This window comes from Rhodococcus sp. NPDC049939 (genome assembly GCF_040656415.1).
In the GTDB taxonomy this organism is placed as follows: Bacteria; Actinomycetota; Actinomycetes; order Mycobacteriales; family Mycobacteriaceae; genus Rhodococcus_F.
The window spans coordinates 1250718-1267843 of the sequence record NZ_JBFAMC010000001.1 but is presented as its reverse complement, the minus strand read 5'-3'; the positions used below and the strand labels follow the sequence as shown (position 1 = coordinate 1267843).

12 protein-coding genes and 1 tRNA gene are annotated in these 17126 nt (G+C 65.4%); 5 read left to right on the top strand and 8 right to left on the bottom strand.

Features of this window, described 5'->3' with window-relative positions; all coding sequences use genetic code 11:
* Positions 1-433 precede the first annotated feature (433 nt).
* Positions 434-1609, top strand: a complete 1176-nt coding sequence (locus AB0I57_RS05765; protein ID WP_358331065.1) for an FAD/NAD(P)-binding oxidoreductase — start codon at positions 434-436, stop codon at positions 1607-1609.
* Between the two features lie 50 nt (positions 1610-1659).
* On the opposite strand, the gene AB0I57_RS05760 is transcribed toward AB0I57_RS05765, so the two are convergent.
* Positions 1660-4275, bottom strand: a complete 2616-nt coding sequence (locus AB0I57_RS05760; protein WP_358331062.1) for a cation-transporting P-type ATPase — start codon at positions 4273-4275, stop codon at positions 1660-1662.
* A 410-nt stretch (positions 4276-4685) separates the two neighbouring features.
* Here AB0I57_RS05760 and AB0I57_RS05755 point away from each other — a divergent pair, with 410 nt between their 5' ends.
* From AB0I57_RS05755 to AB0I57_RS05745, 3 genes are all read left to right on the top strand, one after another.
* On the top strand, positions 4686-5816 hold the full coding sequence (locus AB0I57_RS05755) for a YncE family protein (RefSeq protein ID WP_358331059.1): 1131 nt from the start codon (positions 4686-4688) through the stop codon (positions 5814-5816).
* A 363-nt stretch (positions 5817-6179) separates the two neighbouring features.
* Positions 6180-7520: a YncE family protein gene (locus tag AB0I57_RS05750; protein WP_358331055.1), complete on the top strand. Its 1341-nt coding sequence runs from the start codon at positions 6180-6182 to the stop codon at positions 7518-7520.
* Between the two features lie 509 nt (positions 7521-8029).
* Entirely contained in the window at positions 8030-9115 is a 1086-nt protein-coding gene (locus AB0I57_RS05745; protein WP_358331052.1) for a YncE family protein, read from the top strand.
* Between the two features lie 292 nt (positions 9116-9407).
* On the opposite strand, the gene AB0I57_RS05740 is transcribed toward AB0I57_RS05745, so the two are convergent.
* From AB0I57_RS05740 to AB0I57_RS05710, 7 genes are all read right to left on the bottom strand, one after another.
* Positions 9408-9480: transfer RNA gene (locus tag AB0I57_RS05740), tRNA-Ala, on the bottom strand.
* A 160-nt stretch (positions 9481-9640) separates the two neighbouring features.
* The gene (locus AB0I57_RS05735) at positions 9641-10372 is read right to left on the bottom strand and encodes a DsbA family protein (RefSeq protein WP_358331050.1); all 732 of its coding nucleotides are present in this window, start codon (positions 10370-10372) and stop codon (positions 9641-9643) included.
* Positions 10373-10413: 41 nt separating this feature from the next.
* A complete protein-coding gene (locus AB0I57_RS05730; protein WP_358331048.1) occupies positions 10414-10902 on the bottom strand; it encodes a MauE/DoxX family redox-associated membrane protein in 489 nt (162 codons plus the stop codon).
* Positions 10903-10942: 40 nt separating this feature from the next.
* Positions 10943-12148, bottom strand: coding sequence for an MFS transporter (locus AB0I57_RS05725; protein WP_358331045.1), 1206 nt, complete (start codon positions 12146-12148; stop codon positions 10943-10945).
* Positions 12149-12228: 80 nt separating this feature from the next.
* On the bottom strand, positions 12229-13860 hold the full coding sequence (pgm, locus tag AB0I57_RS05720) for a phosphoglucomutase (alpha-D-glucose-1,6-bisphosphate-dependent) (protein WP_358331042.1): 1632 nt from the start codon (positions 13858-13860) through the stop codon (positions 12229-12231).
* A 147-nt stretch (positions 13861-14007) separates the two neighbouring features.
* Positions 14008-14352, bottom strand: a complete 345-nt coding sequence (crcB, locus tag AB0I57_RS05715) for a fluoride efflux transporter CrcB (RefSeq protein ID WP_358331039.1) — start codon at positions 14350-14352, stop codon at positions 14008-14010.
* The gene (locus AB0I57_RS05710) at positions 14349-14714 is read right to left on the bottom strand and encodes a CrcB family protein (RefSeq protein WP_358331036.1); all 366 of its coding nucleotides are present in this window, start codon (positions 14712-14714) and stop codon (positions 14349-14351) included. Before AB0I57_RS05710 ends, crcB begins: the two co-directional genes overlap by 4 nt.
* Before the next feature lie 602 nt (positions 14715-15316).
* Between AB0I57_RS05710 and AB0I57_RS05705 the strand changes: the two genes are divergently transcribed.
* Positions 15317-17126: YncE family protein (locus tag AB0I57_RS05705; protein WP_358331033.1), on the top strand; the 1810-nt coding region annotated here is incomplete at its 3' end.

Here is a 17126-nt window from a genome sequence, read left to right as displayed (position 1 = left end):
AACGGAACCCATGAATTGATACGCGGACAAAACGGACCATGTTCGCTTTTCCGCTCCGATTGCGCTCCTTCTCGCTGGATGCACAGGCATAGCCTCGACCAGACCGAGCTTCGCGATCGCCCCACAGCTACAACGGGATTGCGTCGGGGGAGATGATCTACGACAGCTACCGCGGGAATCGGAACGCCACTCGTCGCCGTCCTGCGCGGCAGTGTAGTCCAGCCACAATTGGGAGTGGATGTTCCACAACCCGCCGTCGTCGAAGCCGATCCGGCTATTCGACGTGTGACCGTTGGTTTCTACAACCTCACTATGATGGCGACCATGCTGGACCGTTCGCGCGCTCCTGATGTTCGGAGTCGGCCGAACGGGTCGCCAGGGCCGAAGGGGTCGTCAACGCGTGACCCCAATCAGCAGATGAAACGAGAAGCTTATGAGCAAGACTGTCGTCGTTCTCGGTGCCGGCGTGGGAGGGCTGACCGCCGCTGCCGAACTGCGCAATACCCTGCCCGCCCAAGATCGGATCGTCCTGATCGACCGCTCCTTCACCAGCAGCCTCGGCCTGTCACTGCTATGGGTGCTGCGCGGCTGGCGTACCCCTGACAAGGTCACCGTCCGCCCCACGGCGGCCACGCTGCCCGGCGTGGACATGATCACTGCTGAAGTCGCACACATCGACCTCGAAGCCCGGGCCGTCGATTGCGGACCGGCGGGGCCGATCGGCTATGACGCGCTCGTTGTCGCGCTGGGCGCCGGCCTGGACGTCTCGCGGCTGCCGGGCCTGTCCCAGGCCCTCGATACGGGGGTCGCAGGCCAGTTCTACACCCTGGAAGGAGCCGCAGACCTACACCGCCGGATCGGCGAGCTGGAATCGGGCCGAATCATGGTGCTGGTGGCGGCGGTGCCGTTCAAGTGCCCGGCCGCACCATTCGAAGCCGCGTTTCTCATCGGTGACCAGCTCGGCGGGCGATTCACCACCGGCGCGGTACGGGTGGACGCCTTCACCCCGGACCCACTGCCGATGCCGGTCGCCGGGCCCGCCGTCGGCAACGCACTCGTGAGCATGATGGAAGAGCGGGGCATCGGATTCCACGGCAACAAGTCCGCCACCAGCGTCGACCCGCAGACGCGAACGATCGAGTTCGCGGACGGCAGCACCGAGTCCTTCGACCTCTTAGCTGTCGTGCCACCACATGCTCCGGGCGCTGCGGTGGCCTCGACCGGGCTCGGTCCCATGGGCTGGATCCCCGTCGACCCCGCGAGTCTGGCGACGACCACGCCGGGGGTGTTCGCGGTCGGGGACAGCACCGCGCTGCCGTTGCCGAACGGCAAACCGCTGCCGAAGGCTGCGGTGTTCGCCGAAGCCGAGGGTGAGGTCGCTGCGCACCAGGTGGCCCGCTACCTCGGCTACGCCGCCGCCGACACCAGATTCACCGGTGAAGGCGCGTGCTATGTGGAACTCGGCGGCGGCGTGGCGGCGAAGGGCGACGGCAATTTCCTGGCCTCGCCTGCACCACAGGTCACGCTGCGGGAGCCGTCCGCTGACTACCACGCCGAGAAGAAGCAGCAGGAGCGAGACTGGCTGGCTCGCTGGAACGTTCCCTCTTGATCCGCCGCGACGCGGGTGTGCTTCAACACCATGGTGCTTCGGCGGCACCGTCAGGGACCGGGCCGTTGCCGCGCGCGCACCCTTTTGTACAGGTAGTCGGCGCCGAGTAGTGCGGGCATCCCGGCGGCCGCGATCACCCAGCCCGCGATCGACGGCGGCGACTGCCCGAGCAGCGCGGCCAGCGGGCCGATCGTCAACAGTGCCACGAGGATCGCAGCCTCCACGGTGACCGCCCACAACAGCAGCGGGTTGGTCCGCCAGCCGAGCTGCCACACCGGCCGGGTGGAACTCCGGCACGCGAAGGCGTTCGCGATCTGGCCCAGGATGATGGCGGTGAACGCCGAGCCGGATGCGGTTACCAGTGCCGCTCCGGTGGGCGGATCGCCGCCGAGACGCCATCCGGAGAGCCAGAGCACGACGAGAAACGCGGTCATCGCGGCCGCTGCCTCGACCGGGCCGAGTACCCCGAAGACGCGAGCCAGGAGGTTGCGATCGAGCAGGTGCCGACGCTCGGGACGACGATCCATCACACCCTTGCCCGGCGGTTCACCACCCAGGGCGAGTGCTGGCAACAGGTCGGTGACAATGTCGATGCACAGCACCTGCAGGACGCCGATCGCGAGCGGAATCCAACTGCCGGACAGGGCCCAGACCACGAAGGGCGTGAGTTCTGCGACGTTGGATGTGAGGTGGTAGGTGAGGAACCGTCGAATGTTGGCGTATGTGGCGCGGCCCTGTTCGACGGCGGCGACAATCGTGGAGAAGTCGTCGTCCAGGAGCACGAGGTCGGCCGCTTCTCGCGCGACGTCGGTGCCGCCGAGTCCCATGGCCACACCGATATCCGCCTCTCGCAGTGCCGGGCCGTCGTTGACACCGTCACCGGTCATCGCAACGACGTGCCCGCGGGCCTGCAGGGCCCGTGCGACCGCGAGCTTCTGTTCGGGCGAGACCCTGCTGACGAGCACGCCGTCCCGGTCGAGGAGTTCACCGAGCGCGTCGTCGTGTTCCGGTAGGTCGTCGCCCTCGACCACCAACGGCCTCGATTCGTCTGTCACGAGGCCGATCTCGCGCGCAACGGCGACCGCCGTCGCCGGGTGATCGCCGGTGAGCATGACGACCCTGATGTGGGCGCGCCGTGCCGCTTCGAGTGCCGCAGCGACGGTCGGACGGGGCGGGTCCTCGATACCGAACAAGCCGACGAGCGTCAGGTTCCGCTCCACTTGGTCCACGGAAACAGCTCCGTCGGGGAGCTCCCTGGTGGCGGCCGCGAGCACCCGCAGACCACGACCGGCCATGTCGTCGACGGCGCGGCGGGCCGCGGCGAGAACCGATGGTCCCGGAGACGTACACAGCGGCAGCACCGAATCCGGCGCGCCCTTGAGCATGAGGGTCCTGCCCACGATCGCCGACTCGCGCCGCCGCTGGGGATCGAACGCGAAGCGTCGATCCGGGGTGGCCCGGTCCGGGTCGCTGTGTCCTGCCGCACGGCGGGCGAAGGCGTCCAGGGCGGCTTCCATCGGATCGCCGACGGCCGACCAGGCACCGTTCTGGAATACGATGCCGCCCTGGGACGCCGCTATCGCCACCAGGCCCAGATACCGGGCCGCGCCGACAGCAGAGTCCTTCCCGTCGACACGGCCAGTGGGCTCGTATCCCTCCCCTACCGCGGTCACGGCGCCCGCCGGGGTCCAGGCCTGGGTGACGGTCATCCGGTTCTGTGTGAGGGTGCCGGTCTTGTCGGTACAGATCACCGTCGTGGATCCGAGGTTCTCGACCGCCTCCAGGTGTCGCACCAGGGCTTGCCGGTGGGACATTCGCTGAGCGCCCATCGCCAGGGAGAGGGTCACCGTGGGGAGCAGCCCTTCCGGGACCAGCGCCACGGTCACGCCCAGGGCCAGCACGAACCCGTCGTGGGCGGGTAACCCGATGAGCAGAGACAGCCCGAAGAATCCGCCACCGACGGCAGCCGCAAGCACGGCGATCGCACGTACGACACGATGTAGTTCGGCGGCCAGGGGGCTCCGGGGCCGGCGCACGCCGGCGGTGAGGGCGGCGATCCCGGCGAGCCTGGTGTCCGCGGCTGTCGCGACCGCGATTGCCTCCCCCTGTCCGCCCACCGCGTAGGTGCCGGCCCACACAGACTCGTCGGGCGTCTTGTGTACCGATTCGCTCTCCCCGGTGAGGGTGGATTCGTCGACCGCGAGGTCATGGGTGACCATCAGTGTGCCGTCGGCGGGAACCCGATCACCGCCGGCGATCACCATGACGTCACCGACGACCACTCCGGCGGCGTCAATCGTCCGAAGTTCACCACCACGCCGAACCGTCACCGTCGCCGGGAGCAGGTCGCGCAGTCGGGCGGACGCCTTTTCGGCGCGTTCCTCCTGGATGAACGCGAACAGGCCGTTCACCACGATCACCACGACTATCGCGACCGTCAGTTGCGGCATGTCGGCTACCAGCGCGAGAGCGGCGGCGACCCAGAGCATGAGGGCGAAGAAGTGAGTCAGTTCGGCCGCGAGCTTGCGCCATGCCGGCACCGGACGCGTCGTCGGTAGCAGGTTCGGGCCGTCGACCCGCAGCCGTTCGGCTGCCGCATCCGAGGTCAGCCCGGCCGAGTCGGCACTCGCGGCCTCTCCGTGTTCGTCCGTCGACACTCGTGCCATCGTGCGCTCCAACCCGACTCGTCGGAAGAACGATCGCCCCAATTCGAGCCTGCCGCTGTCCAGCGGGAATGGGTAGGGAACTTGGTCCCCACGTCGCCCACCAGCGGTAGATCACCATCGACAGCGAGAGATCCGACGCCCTGCGTTCAGTTCGATTCAGGGGTTGTGGACCCGGTTTTGCGAACTGCAGGTTTCCAGTCGCGTGTTGACGGTGTCGACAGGGATAGCAGCCAGCAGGCGCCTTCTCCTCGCCCGCGCGACTCCTTTGAACTCTCACCCCACGGGCAGTCGGTCGCGCCGATCCGGATGGGTGTCCGTTTTGCCAGATACGTCCCGTATAGTCCTCGCGATGCAGGGACGACTGTCCGGTTTCCATTTCTCGCCCTGCGGGTAGAAGGAGTCTAGTCACGATGTCGCACACCATCACTGTTCCGTCCTACCGCGGCGGCGACCCGGGCCCCAGGCCCCGCACCGGGCGCCGACGCACGGCGGGGTTGGCCGCCGCCCTGACGGCTGGGTTGATGCTCGCAGCCGCCCCGACCGCGCACGCCGACACCCTCACCAAAGTCATCCGAGTCGGCGGCGGTCCGTCCGAGGTGGCGATCACCCCTAACGGCAAGCGCGCCTACGTCACCAACAGCGGCAGCGACACGGTGTCGGTAATCAACACCTTCACCCAGCGGGTCACCGACACCATCGAGGTCGGCGACAGGCCTACCGGGGTGGCGATCACCCCCGACGGCACCCGCGCCTACGTCACCAACTCGAACGTCGACACAGTGTCGGTAATCAGCACCGCCACCAATACCGTCACCACCACCATCAAGGTCGGCGACGGTGCGAACGCAGTGGCGATCACCGGCAACGGCACCCGCGCTTACGTCACCAACCTCACCGACGACACCGTGTCGGTGATCGACATCCCCACCAATACCGTCACCACCACCATCAAGGTCGACGACCAGCCGCGCGAGGTGGCGATCACCCCTGACAGCAACCGCGCCTACGTCATCCACCCCAACGAGGACGACGGCAGCATCCCCCCCAATGCCGACGACAGCGGCAGAGTGTCTGTAATCGATACCGCCACCAACTCCGTCACCAATACCATCGAGGTCGACGGCGACCCGTACGGGGTGGCGATCACCCCCGACGGCACCCACGCCTACATCACCACAGTCAACGGGGTATCGGTGATCGACACCAGGACCAACACCGTCACCGACACCGTCTGGGTCGGCTTCGATGGTGACGTGGCGATCACCCCGGACGGCACCCAGGCCTACGTCACCCAAGGCTGGGGGATCAACACCGTGTCGGTGATCGACACCAGCACCAACACCGTCACCGACACCGTCGCGGTCGGCCCCTGGTTCGAGGCGGTGTCTGTACGAGGGACCTCTGGGGTGGCGATCACCCCCGACGGCACCCGCGCCTACGTCACCCACGAGGAGCAAGTGTGGGTGTCGGTCATCGCGATCGGTGACTCACTGTTGGCCGGATCGCTCGGCAGTTCAGGCTCAGCAGCTTGGCCGTCCTGACCGACACGCGCCACCGCACGGACATGGCCGTCCACCTACCCAGGTGGGCGGCCATCCGTTTCTTCCCACCGCCGACAACAGTTGGCCATCTGTCGCAGTCGGCCCTGGCTGCCTGCCACCGTCTCGAGCTACAGCCTCACGAACACGCCCAGACATCCCAACTTGACGATCGGTTACAGCACCGCCCGGCAGTGCGCAGACCGTCGGGCGCGCCGCCCCAGACGGGTGTCCGTTTTGCCCGTATAGTCCCCGCAATGCAGGGAAGATTGATCGGTTCCAATCCGTCGGTGCCCTGCGTGTTGCGCCCGTCGAGATGTCGATACCCATCCGCATCTCCTCAATGGTCGAAGGAGTCTAGTCACGATGTCGCACAACATCATTGACCCGCCCCGCCCCGGGGGGAGCCCACTTTCGGGGTCCCCCAACCGACGTCGGCGCAAGGCAGGACTCGTCGCCACTCTGGCGGCGGGATTGATGCTCACGACCGCCCCGGCCGCGCAGGCCGACACCGTCACCACCGCCATCGAGGTCGGCACGTACCCAACTGGGGTAGCGATCACCTCCGACGGTGCCCGCGCCTACGTCGTCAACCAGGGCGACGACACGGTGTCGGTGATCGATACCGGCACCGACACCGTCATCGGCGACCCCATCGCCGTCGGAGCCAATCCGGGCGCGGTGGCGATCACCCGCGACGGCACCCGCGCCTACGTCACCAACGGCGGCAGCGGCTCGGTGTCGGTGATCGACACCGGCGCCCACACCGTCATCGGGGACCCCGTCACAGTCGGCGCGAATCCTAGCGCGGTAGCGATCACCCCCGACGGCGCCCGCGCGTACGTCGTCAACCAGGGGGACGACGCGGTGTCGGTCATCGGCACGAGCACCAACACCGTCATCGGCGACCCCATCAAGGTCGGCAAGTGGCCATTCGGGATGGCGATTACCCCCGACGGAGCCCGCGCCTACGTCACCAACAGCGGCGACGACACGGTGTCGGTGATCGACACCAATACCGGTACCGTCCTCGGCGACCCCATCCCCGTCGGCGCGAGTCCGGGCCCGGTGGCGATCACCTCCGACGGTGCCCGCGCCTACGTCGGCAACCGTGACGATCATTCGCTATCGGTCATCGACACCAGCACCGGTACCGTCATCGGCGACCCCATCCCCGTCGCCCCATACCCATACGGGGTAGCGATCACCCCTGACGGCAGCCGCGCCTACACCACCGGCACCGGTGGCCATAATCAGGTGTCACTCATCGACACGAGCACCAACACCGCTATCGGCGACCCCATCGACGTCGGCCCGTACCCCTACGGGGTAGCGATCACCCCCGACGGCACCCGCGCCTACGTCACCAACAACGGCGACAAAACGGTATCGGTCATCGCGATCGAGCGGGCACCGACGCTGACCGTGACGTTGCCGTCCGGCGCCGTCGGCCAGCCCTACGAGTACGCCTTCACCGTCGCCGGACAACCCACCCCCACCACCGTCACCGCTGGCACCTTGCCCGACGGGCTGACTCTCGACGATAGTGGCGTGCTATCCGGAACCCCCACCATCGCAGGACAATTCGCGTTCACCGTCACCGCCAGCAACGGCTTCGGCGATGATGCCTCCGTGCCCGTCGTCCTCGACATCACCGACACACCGTCGACCGGGTCCTTGGGATCGCTCGGGTTCTCGGGATCGTAGACGCTGAGATGACGAAACGCCCCCACCACGCAGAGTGTGGGGGCGTTCTCGTGTCCTGACCGGATCTCGACCTCGCGGCTGCGGACATCGGCCGGGAGTCGGCGAGGGCGTCATTTGGAGAACAGGTGATCAATTGAATGCTGCGGACTTGGCGCTCGAAATCGCGCAAAAAAATAACGGCAAGCTTCTGACCTGCCGTTATCTGGGTGGATCTAAGGGGACTCGAACCCCTTGCCTTGTCGGCGTTTTTACCGCCTGACCTGCAGTTTGACTCTATTCAGGAGATCTTGATGCGAATTCACGACCTGCAGGTGTCCAGTCACGTGTTGACGGCGTCAACAGGACTAGCAGCCTGTCGGTGCTTTTGAAATCTCACCCCATTGACAGCCGGTTGCGCCGATCCAGGTGGTGCCCGTTTCGTCCAAATGCATCCCGTATATTCCTCGCGATGCAGGGACGACCATCCGGTTTCCATTTCTCGCCCTGCGCGCAGAAGGAGCTCCAGCACTATGCAGCACCCAACCATTGTCAACTCACCCCCTCGCGCCCGTCGGCCGGAAGCGGAACCCCGCACCAGACGACGACGCGCAGCAGGGGCAGTCGCCGGCCTGGCGACCGGGCTGATGCTCGCCACCACACCATCCGCGTACGCCGACACCGAGACCATCGACGTCGGCAGCGGCGACTCCCGCAGCACGTTCGGGGTGGCGGTCAGCCCTGACGGTGCCCGCGCCTACGTCACCCTCACCGGTGACGGCAAGGTGTTGGTGATCGACGCCGCCTCGCACACCGTCGCCGACACCATCGACGTCGGCAAGGGTGTGCATGGGGTGGCTGTCTCTCCCGACAGTTCCCGCGTGTACGTCACCAACCGGGGCGAGGACACGGTGTTGGTGATCGACGCCGCGACCAACAAGGTCACCGACACAATCAGTGTCGGCGATATGCCGATGAAGGTTGCGGTTTACGACACCGCTGCCGGTGGGCGGGCCTACGTCGTCAACAGGGACGACGATTCGGTGTCGGTGATCGACACCCCCACCAACGAGGTTGTCGCCACCATCGGTGTCGGTGACTTCCCGACCAACGTGGCGATCACCCCGAACGGCAAGTTCGTGTACGTCAACAATCAGTGGGACGACACGGTTTCGGTGATCGACGCCGCCACGAACGAGGTCACGGACACCATCGACGTTGGTAGGACTCCGACGGACGTGGCGATTACCCCGGACGGGGCGAAGGTGTTGGTCACGAGCTTCGAGGACTACGCGGTGTCGGTGATCGACACTGCATCCAACGAGGTGGTCAAGACTGTTGATGCCGGTATCGACGGGATCAGCTTGGCGGTCAGCCCGGAGGACGGCCGGGCCTACATCGTGGGTTCCTTCGAGCGTGGGGTGAAGGAGTTCGATCCGGGGACTTACGAGGTCAGTAACGCTTTCGTGCTTCCGAACTGGGGGTATGACGTGGCGATCAGCCCGGACGGCTCTCATGGTTACTTCACGAAGGATTATGGCGGCGGGGTGACGGTTCGGGATCTGGGTGGCGCGTTCGGGTCGCTCGGCAGCTCGGGCTCACTGGCCTGGCCGTCCTGACCGACACGCTCCACCGCACGGACATGGCCGTCCGCCCGCCGGGTGGGCGGCCATCCGTCTTTTCCCATCGCCAACAACGGTTAGCCACCGCCAACGGCATTGGTAACGCCGCCATCCCGCCCGTCCTCCTCGGCATCACCGACGCACCGTCGGGCACACCGCCGACCGGGTCCTCGGGATCGCTCGGCTTCTCGGGATCGTAGACGCTGAGATGACGAAACGCCCCCACCCGAGGGTTGGCGCTCGATCGCACAAAAAATAACGGCAAGTCTCTGACCTGCCGTTATCTGGGTGGAGCTAAGGGGACTCGAACCCCTGACCCCCACACTGCCAGTGTGGTGCGCTACCAGCTGCGCCATAGCCCCGTATTCACTTCTCTCGCGCCTGGAAATCACTTCCTGCGCGCTCGAAGAAAGTTACACCATCGCCGACCAGGCCAACAAATCGCCTGGTCAATGGGGTCGAGCCCGTGCGCGATCAATAAGCGTGGCGACCGCTCAATCCGCGCACGGGCCGAAGAACCTCCTACAGCTCTGCAACCCAGTTCGGGTTGGAGAGGGCGTCGATCACGGTGCCGTCCTTGACCACCGCGGGTGTCCCCTGCGCACCGCTCGCGGCCAGAGCTTGACGACCCGCTTCGGCATCGATCGCGGCTTGGTTGACGTTCGCCCCTGAGCTGATGCACTGAACCGCGGCATCGTTCGCGCCGGCTTCGCGCGCCATCTGGGCGAGATCGTCGTTCGTGTGGTCTGTGCTTCCGTTTTCCTGCGGCTGATTCGCCGGGGAGAACAGCTCGGCGTGGAAGGCCGAGTACGCGATTGCGTCACCCGTGTCCGCGACGCACTGCGACGCGGCCACTGCGCGTGTGGAGTAGTCGCCACTGGCCGAGAGCTGGTCCAGGAAGTTCAGGATGTGGTACCGGACCGCCACCTTTCCCTCGTCGATGGCCTGCGCCAGTTCCTGCCCGCTCTGGTGCTCCAATTCGCCGCAGTAAGGGCACATCGGATCTTCGAACAGATCGATGGTGACAGCCGCGTCAGGACGTCCGAGCAGCACGACACCGTTTTCCTGCTTTGTCACCTGGACCTCGGAGTTCTGGACACTGCCATAGCCGGCGTTGCGCGGCTCACTGCGGTTGCTCTGCCACAACACGCCACCGATGACGAGTACGGCGATAATTGCCACCGCGAGCCCACCGAGGATGTAGGTGGACCGGCTGGACTCCGGTTGCGGGTTGTACTTGTTCTTGGAGCTCACGTAGATGCAGTCCTTCGATGTCGGATCGATTTGCTGTATACCTACTCTGCCATTACCCGCTGAGGCCCCACCGAGAGACCGGCCCGAGACCCGAGCCCCAACGCGAACGGGGAACGTGGGAACACGGTCAACCACACGGCCAGTGCAAGGAAGCCGACGTCACGCAGGATCTCCTTAGCATAATCCCAGCCGTCCACGTCGGCCGCGCCACCGCCGCCGAAGCATCCGCAGTCGATGGATAATCCACGCGCCCAGGCCGAGATGATCGCGCCGATGAGGACTAGCAGAACGACGGCCGAAACCGAAGCCGTGGCGCGGACCGCAAGCCCGATCAACAGCAACAACCCGAGTGCGATCTCGAAGAACGGCAGCGTGTTTGCCACCGGACGGACGAGGTCCTCGGGCAGTAGCTGGTAGGCGCGGACCGCGACGGCGGTCTCGGTTGGGTCGACAGCCTTGAGGACACCCGATGCGAGCCAGACGGCAGCTAGAGACAGCCGGGCCACGAGGGAGGCGATGCTGATCCACACCGGAATGAGGGTACAGACCGGACCCAGAACTACTCGGCAGTTACCTCGATACCGACTTGTTCGGTACCAATAGCCATCCCACGGCCGCTAGAAGCATGGTCAAGCCGGTCACTCCGAACGCGGCCGCGTAAGACAGGTGCTGGGCCAGCAGGCCCGCTCCGACCGGACCGACGACGCCACCGACGTCGGACACCATCTGGAACGTTGCGAGCACAGGGCCGCCTCGTGACTTCGAACCCACGACATCCGCGACCGCGGCTTGTTGGGCGGGGCTCATCACTCCGGAACCAACACCCGCGATTCCCGACAGCAGCAGGAACACCAGAAGGTTCTCGCTCAGGCCCATCGCCATCGTGCTGACACCACAGACCACTAGTCCGAGCACGACGAATCGCTTCCGCCCATAGGTGTCGGACAACCGTCCCGAGACGATGAGGACGAGCGCGTTGCCTACTGCGAAGACGGTCAGGGCGATACCGGCCAGCCCGGCGTCACGATTCATCGCCTCCACCACGAACAACGGGACCATCGCTACACGCACCCCGAAAATCACTCCACCGAACGCGAAGTTCGATCCCAATGCCGCGCGGTAGGTCGGCTTCCGGAGCGCTTCTCTCAGTGTCATGGCGGCACCATGGGTGGCCTCAGGCTTGGCCAGGTGCGAACCACGCAGGCTCACGAACACCACCGCGGCAGCAATTACGAGGGCAATCGCGTAAATGACGAATGGCACGCGGAGCCCGAACTCGACAAGCAGTGCGCCGATGAGGGGCCCGCTTATCGACCCCATCAGATAGCTCGTCGCATACATCCCCGCCACCCGGCCGCGCTTGTTGGGCGGTGCCATTCGGATGACGAGACCCATCGCCGACACTGTGAACATCGTCGAGCCAATGCCGCCGATAGCCCGGAAGGTCAGCAACTGCCAGTAGTCCTCCGCCAGAGCGCACGCCGCTGTCGAAGCGGCAACGATGAGGAGACCGGTGATGTAGACAGGTTGCTCCCCGAGTTTCTGCACCAGCCTGCCGCTGACTGGAGCGAACGCCAGGCGCATGAACGCAAACGACGAGATCACAACCGTGGCCGCCGTGACACTGACGTCGAAGCTCAGGGCGAACTGAGGAAGCGCCGGTGCGACGATCCCGAACCCGAGGGCGATGACGAAACTGGCCGAAACCAGCACCCAAATTTCCGAAGGGATTCTGGGGTCCTGCTCGGCAGGCAGCCTGGCTGCACGTTCGTTCATAATTGAACCTGATACTAGATGCAGCAGGTATCAGGCGTCCTGTCGACTCCGGCGGGACCACGTCCGGGTGTCGGGTGCCACTACGAGAGGACGTCGGCGACCAGTTCCTTGGCTGCTGCCTGCACCTGTGCGAGATGGCCGGGACCCTGAAACGATTCGGCGTAGATCTTGTAGACGTCCTCGGTGCCCGAGGGGCGCGCTGCGAACCACGACGTAGCAGTAGCGACCTTCAGCCCGCCGAGGGCGGCCCCGTTCCCCGGCGCACTCGTCAACGTTGCCGTGATCGGTTCCCCCGCCAGTTCCGTGGCGGACACCTGTTCGGGTGACAGCTTCCCGAGCACTGCCTTCTGCTCCCTGGTGGCAGGGGCATCGATACGCGCATAGGCGGGGCTCCCGAACCGTTCGGCCAGTTCCGTGTAGCGAACCGATGGTGTCTTGCCGGTCACGGCGGTCATCTCCGAGGCAAGCAAGGCCATGATGATCCCGTCCTTGTCGGTGGTCCACACACCACCATCGCGGCGCAGGAACGACGCACCCGCGCTCTCTTCCCCACCGAAACCGAGGGAACCTTCGAGCATGCCCGGGACGAACCATTTGAATCCCACCGGCACCTCGAGCAACTCGCGTCCGAGGCTGTCGACTACACGGTCGATCATCGAAGAGCTGACGAGCGTCTTGCCCACCTTGACCGACGGGCCCCATCCCTCGCGCCGCGAGAACAGATAGTCGATGGCAACGGCGAGATAGTGATTGGGGTTCATCAGTCCCGCGTCGGGAGTGACGATTCCGTGCCGGTCGGCATCGGCGTCATTACCCGTCGAAATGTCGAACCGATCGCGTGCTCCGATCAGCGAAGCCATGGCGTCCGGTGACGAGCAGTCCATGCGGATCTTGCCGTCGGTGTCGAGGGTCATGAACCGCCATGTTGGGTCGACGAGAGGGTTGACGACCTCGAGATCGAGACGGTGTGTGTCGGCGATCGCGCCCCAGTAGTCGACGCTCGCACCGCCCATGGGGTCGGCGCCGATCCGCAACTTGGCGCTCCGAATTGCTTCGAGATCGAGGACGCTGGGCAAGTCGTCGACGTAGAAGCGGAGGAAGTCGTAACGCTCGGCCCGGTGAATTGCCCGGTCCACGGAGATTCGGCGCACGCCGGCGAGATCGCGCCGAAGCAGCTGGTTCGCACGGTCGGCGATGATCGTCGTCTCTTCCGAGCCGGCCGGGCCCCCGTGTGGCGGGTTGTACTTGAACCCGCCGTCGCGGGGCGGATTGTGCGACGGCGTCACCACGATTCCGTCCGCTTTCGACTCGGGGCCGCTGCCGTTGTAGCGCAGGATCGCGTGACTGACCGCGGGCGTCGGGGTGAACCGGTCGCGCGAATCGACCAGCACCGTTACGTCGTTGGCGGCCAGTACCTCGAGGGCGGACGTCCACGCCGGTTCCGACAGTGCGTGGGTGTCGCGCGCGAGGAAGAGCGGCCCGTCGATGCCTTGGGACGCCCGGTACTCGATGATTGCCTGCGTGGTGGCCAGAATGTGTGCCTCGTTGAACGCGCAATCCAGGCTCGAACCACGATGACCGGAGGTCCCGAACACCACCTGCTGGGCTGGATTCTCGGGGTCGGGTACGCGACTGTAGTACGCGGTCACCAGATGTGCGGTATCTATCAGATCCTCGGGCAGTGCCACCTGCCCCGCCCTGTCGTGTGCCACGAGACCTCCTGCAAATCGACGGGAACCGACTTCGGCTACCACCCATCCTGCACCCGCACGGCAGAGTCCGCCCGGTAACAACAGTCGCGGACTCCGCCCGGCACCCCGGCTGGGGGTCCAGGGTTCATCACCAGGCAGAAGTGATGCTCAAGAGGTCAGTCGGAAGCCCAGCCAGGCGGCGGTCAAGCCGAGAGCGACGCTCGCCACCACGTAAACGAGGGAGACGAGCGCGCGCCGGATGCGCATCAGCCCAACCGATTCCACCGCGAAGGTGGAGTAGGTGGTCAGCCCGCCACAGAAGCCTGTACCGAACAGAGCGAAGGCGTAGGCGGGCATCGACAACCCCGACAAAAGTCCCAAAACCAGACACCCAACGACGTTCACAAGAAAGGTAGCCATCGGAAAACTGCGGTACGAGTGGACGTATCGGCCTGCGAGATACCGCGTCACGGCGCCGAGGCCTCCACCGAGTGCAACGAGTAGAACAGTCACGCTGCCGCCCTTCGCGCCAGCCTGTGCCGATGTCCAGCGAACATGCCCACGCGCGCGGCAAGCAGTGCGGGGATCAGGGTAGCTGCCACATAGACAGTGGCGATTCCCGGATCTTCCCCCAGTGCGTCGAGGGCGAAGGTCGAGAACGTGGTGAATCCACCGAGCACGCCGATTCCGAGAAACAATCGCCACAGCCGGTCAGGTCCGACCATCTCGGCAAGATAGCCGAGCAGTAGCGAACCGACGATATTGACGACGAGGACAGTCCAGATTCCCGGCCACGGTTCAGCCAGTGCGAATCTCGCGGCAGCCCCGAGCGCACCTCCCGCGGCGACCACCGCCACGGGCTTCGTCTGAATCACCTACACTCCCCTTCGCATCCTCGTCCTAGTCCGCACGCCTCTCGTATACATCGTGGCACGCGCAAATGAATGGATCCGGACGGGACACGTTCCGAGTTGCATCACCAGCTGGTCCACTGTCGATCCAGAGAGGACGTGGCCTCGGATCGAATTCAATTGCCGGCAAGGTATTTGCGCACTGCTCTGTCAATTCGCCCGAAATCCATTGGCGCCGGGCAGTGTTTCAAGGAGCCGAATACGCACCAGCACAGCGGTTCTCGTAGTGGTCCCAATCTCGACGCGAGCGCTCCCGCAGTCCATCAGTTTAGCTGAAAGCCACTTTGGGCAAACACAAGCGTTCAGTCTGCGTTCGCGGGGCACTCCTGCCACACCGCCTGCAAGTTTCCGGTCGCTGGTTGGCGACGTCAACACGAATAGCATCCAGTAGGGTCCTCCTCCTCAGCCCACGCGCCGCGCCCGAACTCTCACGCCATCGACAGTCAGTCGCACCGATCCGGATGTGTGTCCGTCTTGTCCCAATGTGTCCCGTATAGTCCTCGCGATGCAGAGAAGACTAATCGGTTTCCATTTCTCGCCCTGCGCGTAGAAGGAGTCTGGACACGATGTCGCACAACATCATTGTTCCCTTTGGCTGCAGCGGTGGCCCGGGGGCTAGGCCCCGCACCCGGCGACGGCGCACGGCGGGCCTCGTCGCCGCCCTTGCGACTGGGCTGATGCTCACGGCCGCCCCGGCCACACAGGCCGACACCGTCACCACCACCGTCGACGTCGGCGCCTACCCGACCGGGGTGGCGATCACCCCCGATGGCACCCGCGCCTACGTCACCAACCTTTTTGACAACACTGTGTCGGTGATCGACACCACCACCAACACCGTCACCGACACCATCGACCTCGGCCGCCACCGCGCCTACGAGGTGGCGATCACCCCCGACGGCACCCGCGCCTACGTCACCAACCACGGCGAGTACGGCAAAGTGTCGGTGATCGACACCGCCACCAACACCGTCACCGACACCGTCGACGTCGGCGACAGCCCGTATGGGGTGGCGATCACCCCCGACGGCACCCGCGCCTACGTCGCTAACGAGGGCGACGACTCGGTGTCGGTGATCGACACCGCCACCAACGCGGTTACCACCACCATCGACGTCGACGCCGGCCTGTTCGGCCCAAAAGGGATGGCGATCACCCCCGACGGCACCCGCGCCTACGTAGCCAACGGCGCCTACGCGGTGTCGGTGATCGACACCGCCACCAACACCGTTATCGGAGAACCTATCTCGGTTGGAAGCTACCCGCGTGACGTAGCGATCACCCCCGACGGCACCCGCGCTTACGTCACCGATAACAGCGTCGAATATGGGGGGGTGTATGTGATCGACACCGCCACCAACACCGTCATCGACACCATCAAGGTCGACGAGCAGCTGTATGGGGTGGCGATCACCCCCGACGGCACCCGCGCCTATGCCGCCAACTGGGGCGATAACGACGCGGTGTTCGTGATCGACACCGCCACCAACACCTTCACTACCATCGACCTCGACGCCACCGCGTACGCGCTGGCATTCACCCCCGACGGCACCCGCGCGTACATCACCAACTGGGGTGATAAGGGCACGGTATTGGTAATCGACCGCACACCGGCCCTGACCGGCACACCCCCTGCCGGTACCGTCGGACAGCTCTACGAATACGCCTTCACCGTCACCGGAGAGCCGGACCCCGAGGTCACCGTCACTGCAGGCACCTTGCCGGACGGGCTGACTCTTGGTGCTGATGGTGTCCTTGCCGGAACACCGACCGCCGGTGAGAGATTCGAGTTCGCCATTACCGCCTCCAACGGCATCGGCCAGGACTCGACCCTGCCCGTGGCCCTCGATATCAATAACGTTTCGGCCCTGACCGGCACACCCCCAGCCGGTACCGTCGGACAGCCCTACGAATACGCCTTCACCATCACCGGGTACCCAGCGCCCGACGTCACCGTCACCGCAGGCACCTTGCCGGACGGGCTGACTCTTGGTGCTGATGGTGTTCTATCCGGCACCCCCACGGGCACTGGACAATTCGCGTTCACCATCACCGCGCGCAACGGCATCGGTGACGACGCAACCCTGCCCGTCGTTCTCGAAATCACCGAATCGCCGGCCCTGACCGGCGCACCCCCGGCCGGTACCGTCGGACAGCCCTACCATCACAGCTTCACCCTCACCGGGTATCCAGCGCCCGATGTCACCGTCACAGCAGGCGCCCTGCCGGATGGGCTGACACTGAGTGGACAGGGTGTCCTGTCCGGTACCCCGACGTCTGCCGGGATGTATAGCTTCACGGTGACCGCATCCAACGGATTCGGTGAAAACGCAGTCCTCGAGGCCACCCTCGACGTCGGGCAGGCCCCCGCCATCA

Excerpts from the sequence above, each read along its gene's own strand:
- AB0I57_RS05765 (WP_358331065.1), top strand. The coding sequence starts at position 434 with ATGAGCAAGACTGTCGTCGTTCTCGGTGCCGGCGTGGGAGGGCTGACC.
- AB0I57_RS05760 (WP_358331062.1), bottom strand. The coding sequence starts at position 4,275 with ATGGCACGAGTGTCGACGGACGAACACGGAGAGGCCGCGAGTGCCGAC.
- AB0I57_RS05755 (WP_358331059.1), top strand. The coding sequence starts at position 4,686 with ATGTCGCACACCATCACTGTTCCGTCCTACCGCGGCGGCGACCCGGGC.
- AB0I57_RS05750 (WP_358331055.1), top strand. The coding sequence starts at position 6,180 with ATGTCGCACAACATCATTGACCCGCCCCGCCCCGGGGGGAGCCCACTT.
- AB0I57_RS05745 (WP_358331052.1), top strand. The coding sequence starts at position 8,030 with ATGCAGCACCCAACCATTGTCAACTCACCCCCTCGCGCCCGTCGGCCG.
- AB0I57_RS05725 (WP_358331045.1), bottom strand. The coding sequence starts at position 12,148 with ATGAACGAACGTGCAGCCAGGCTGCCTGCCGAGCAGGACCCCAGAATC.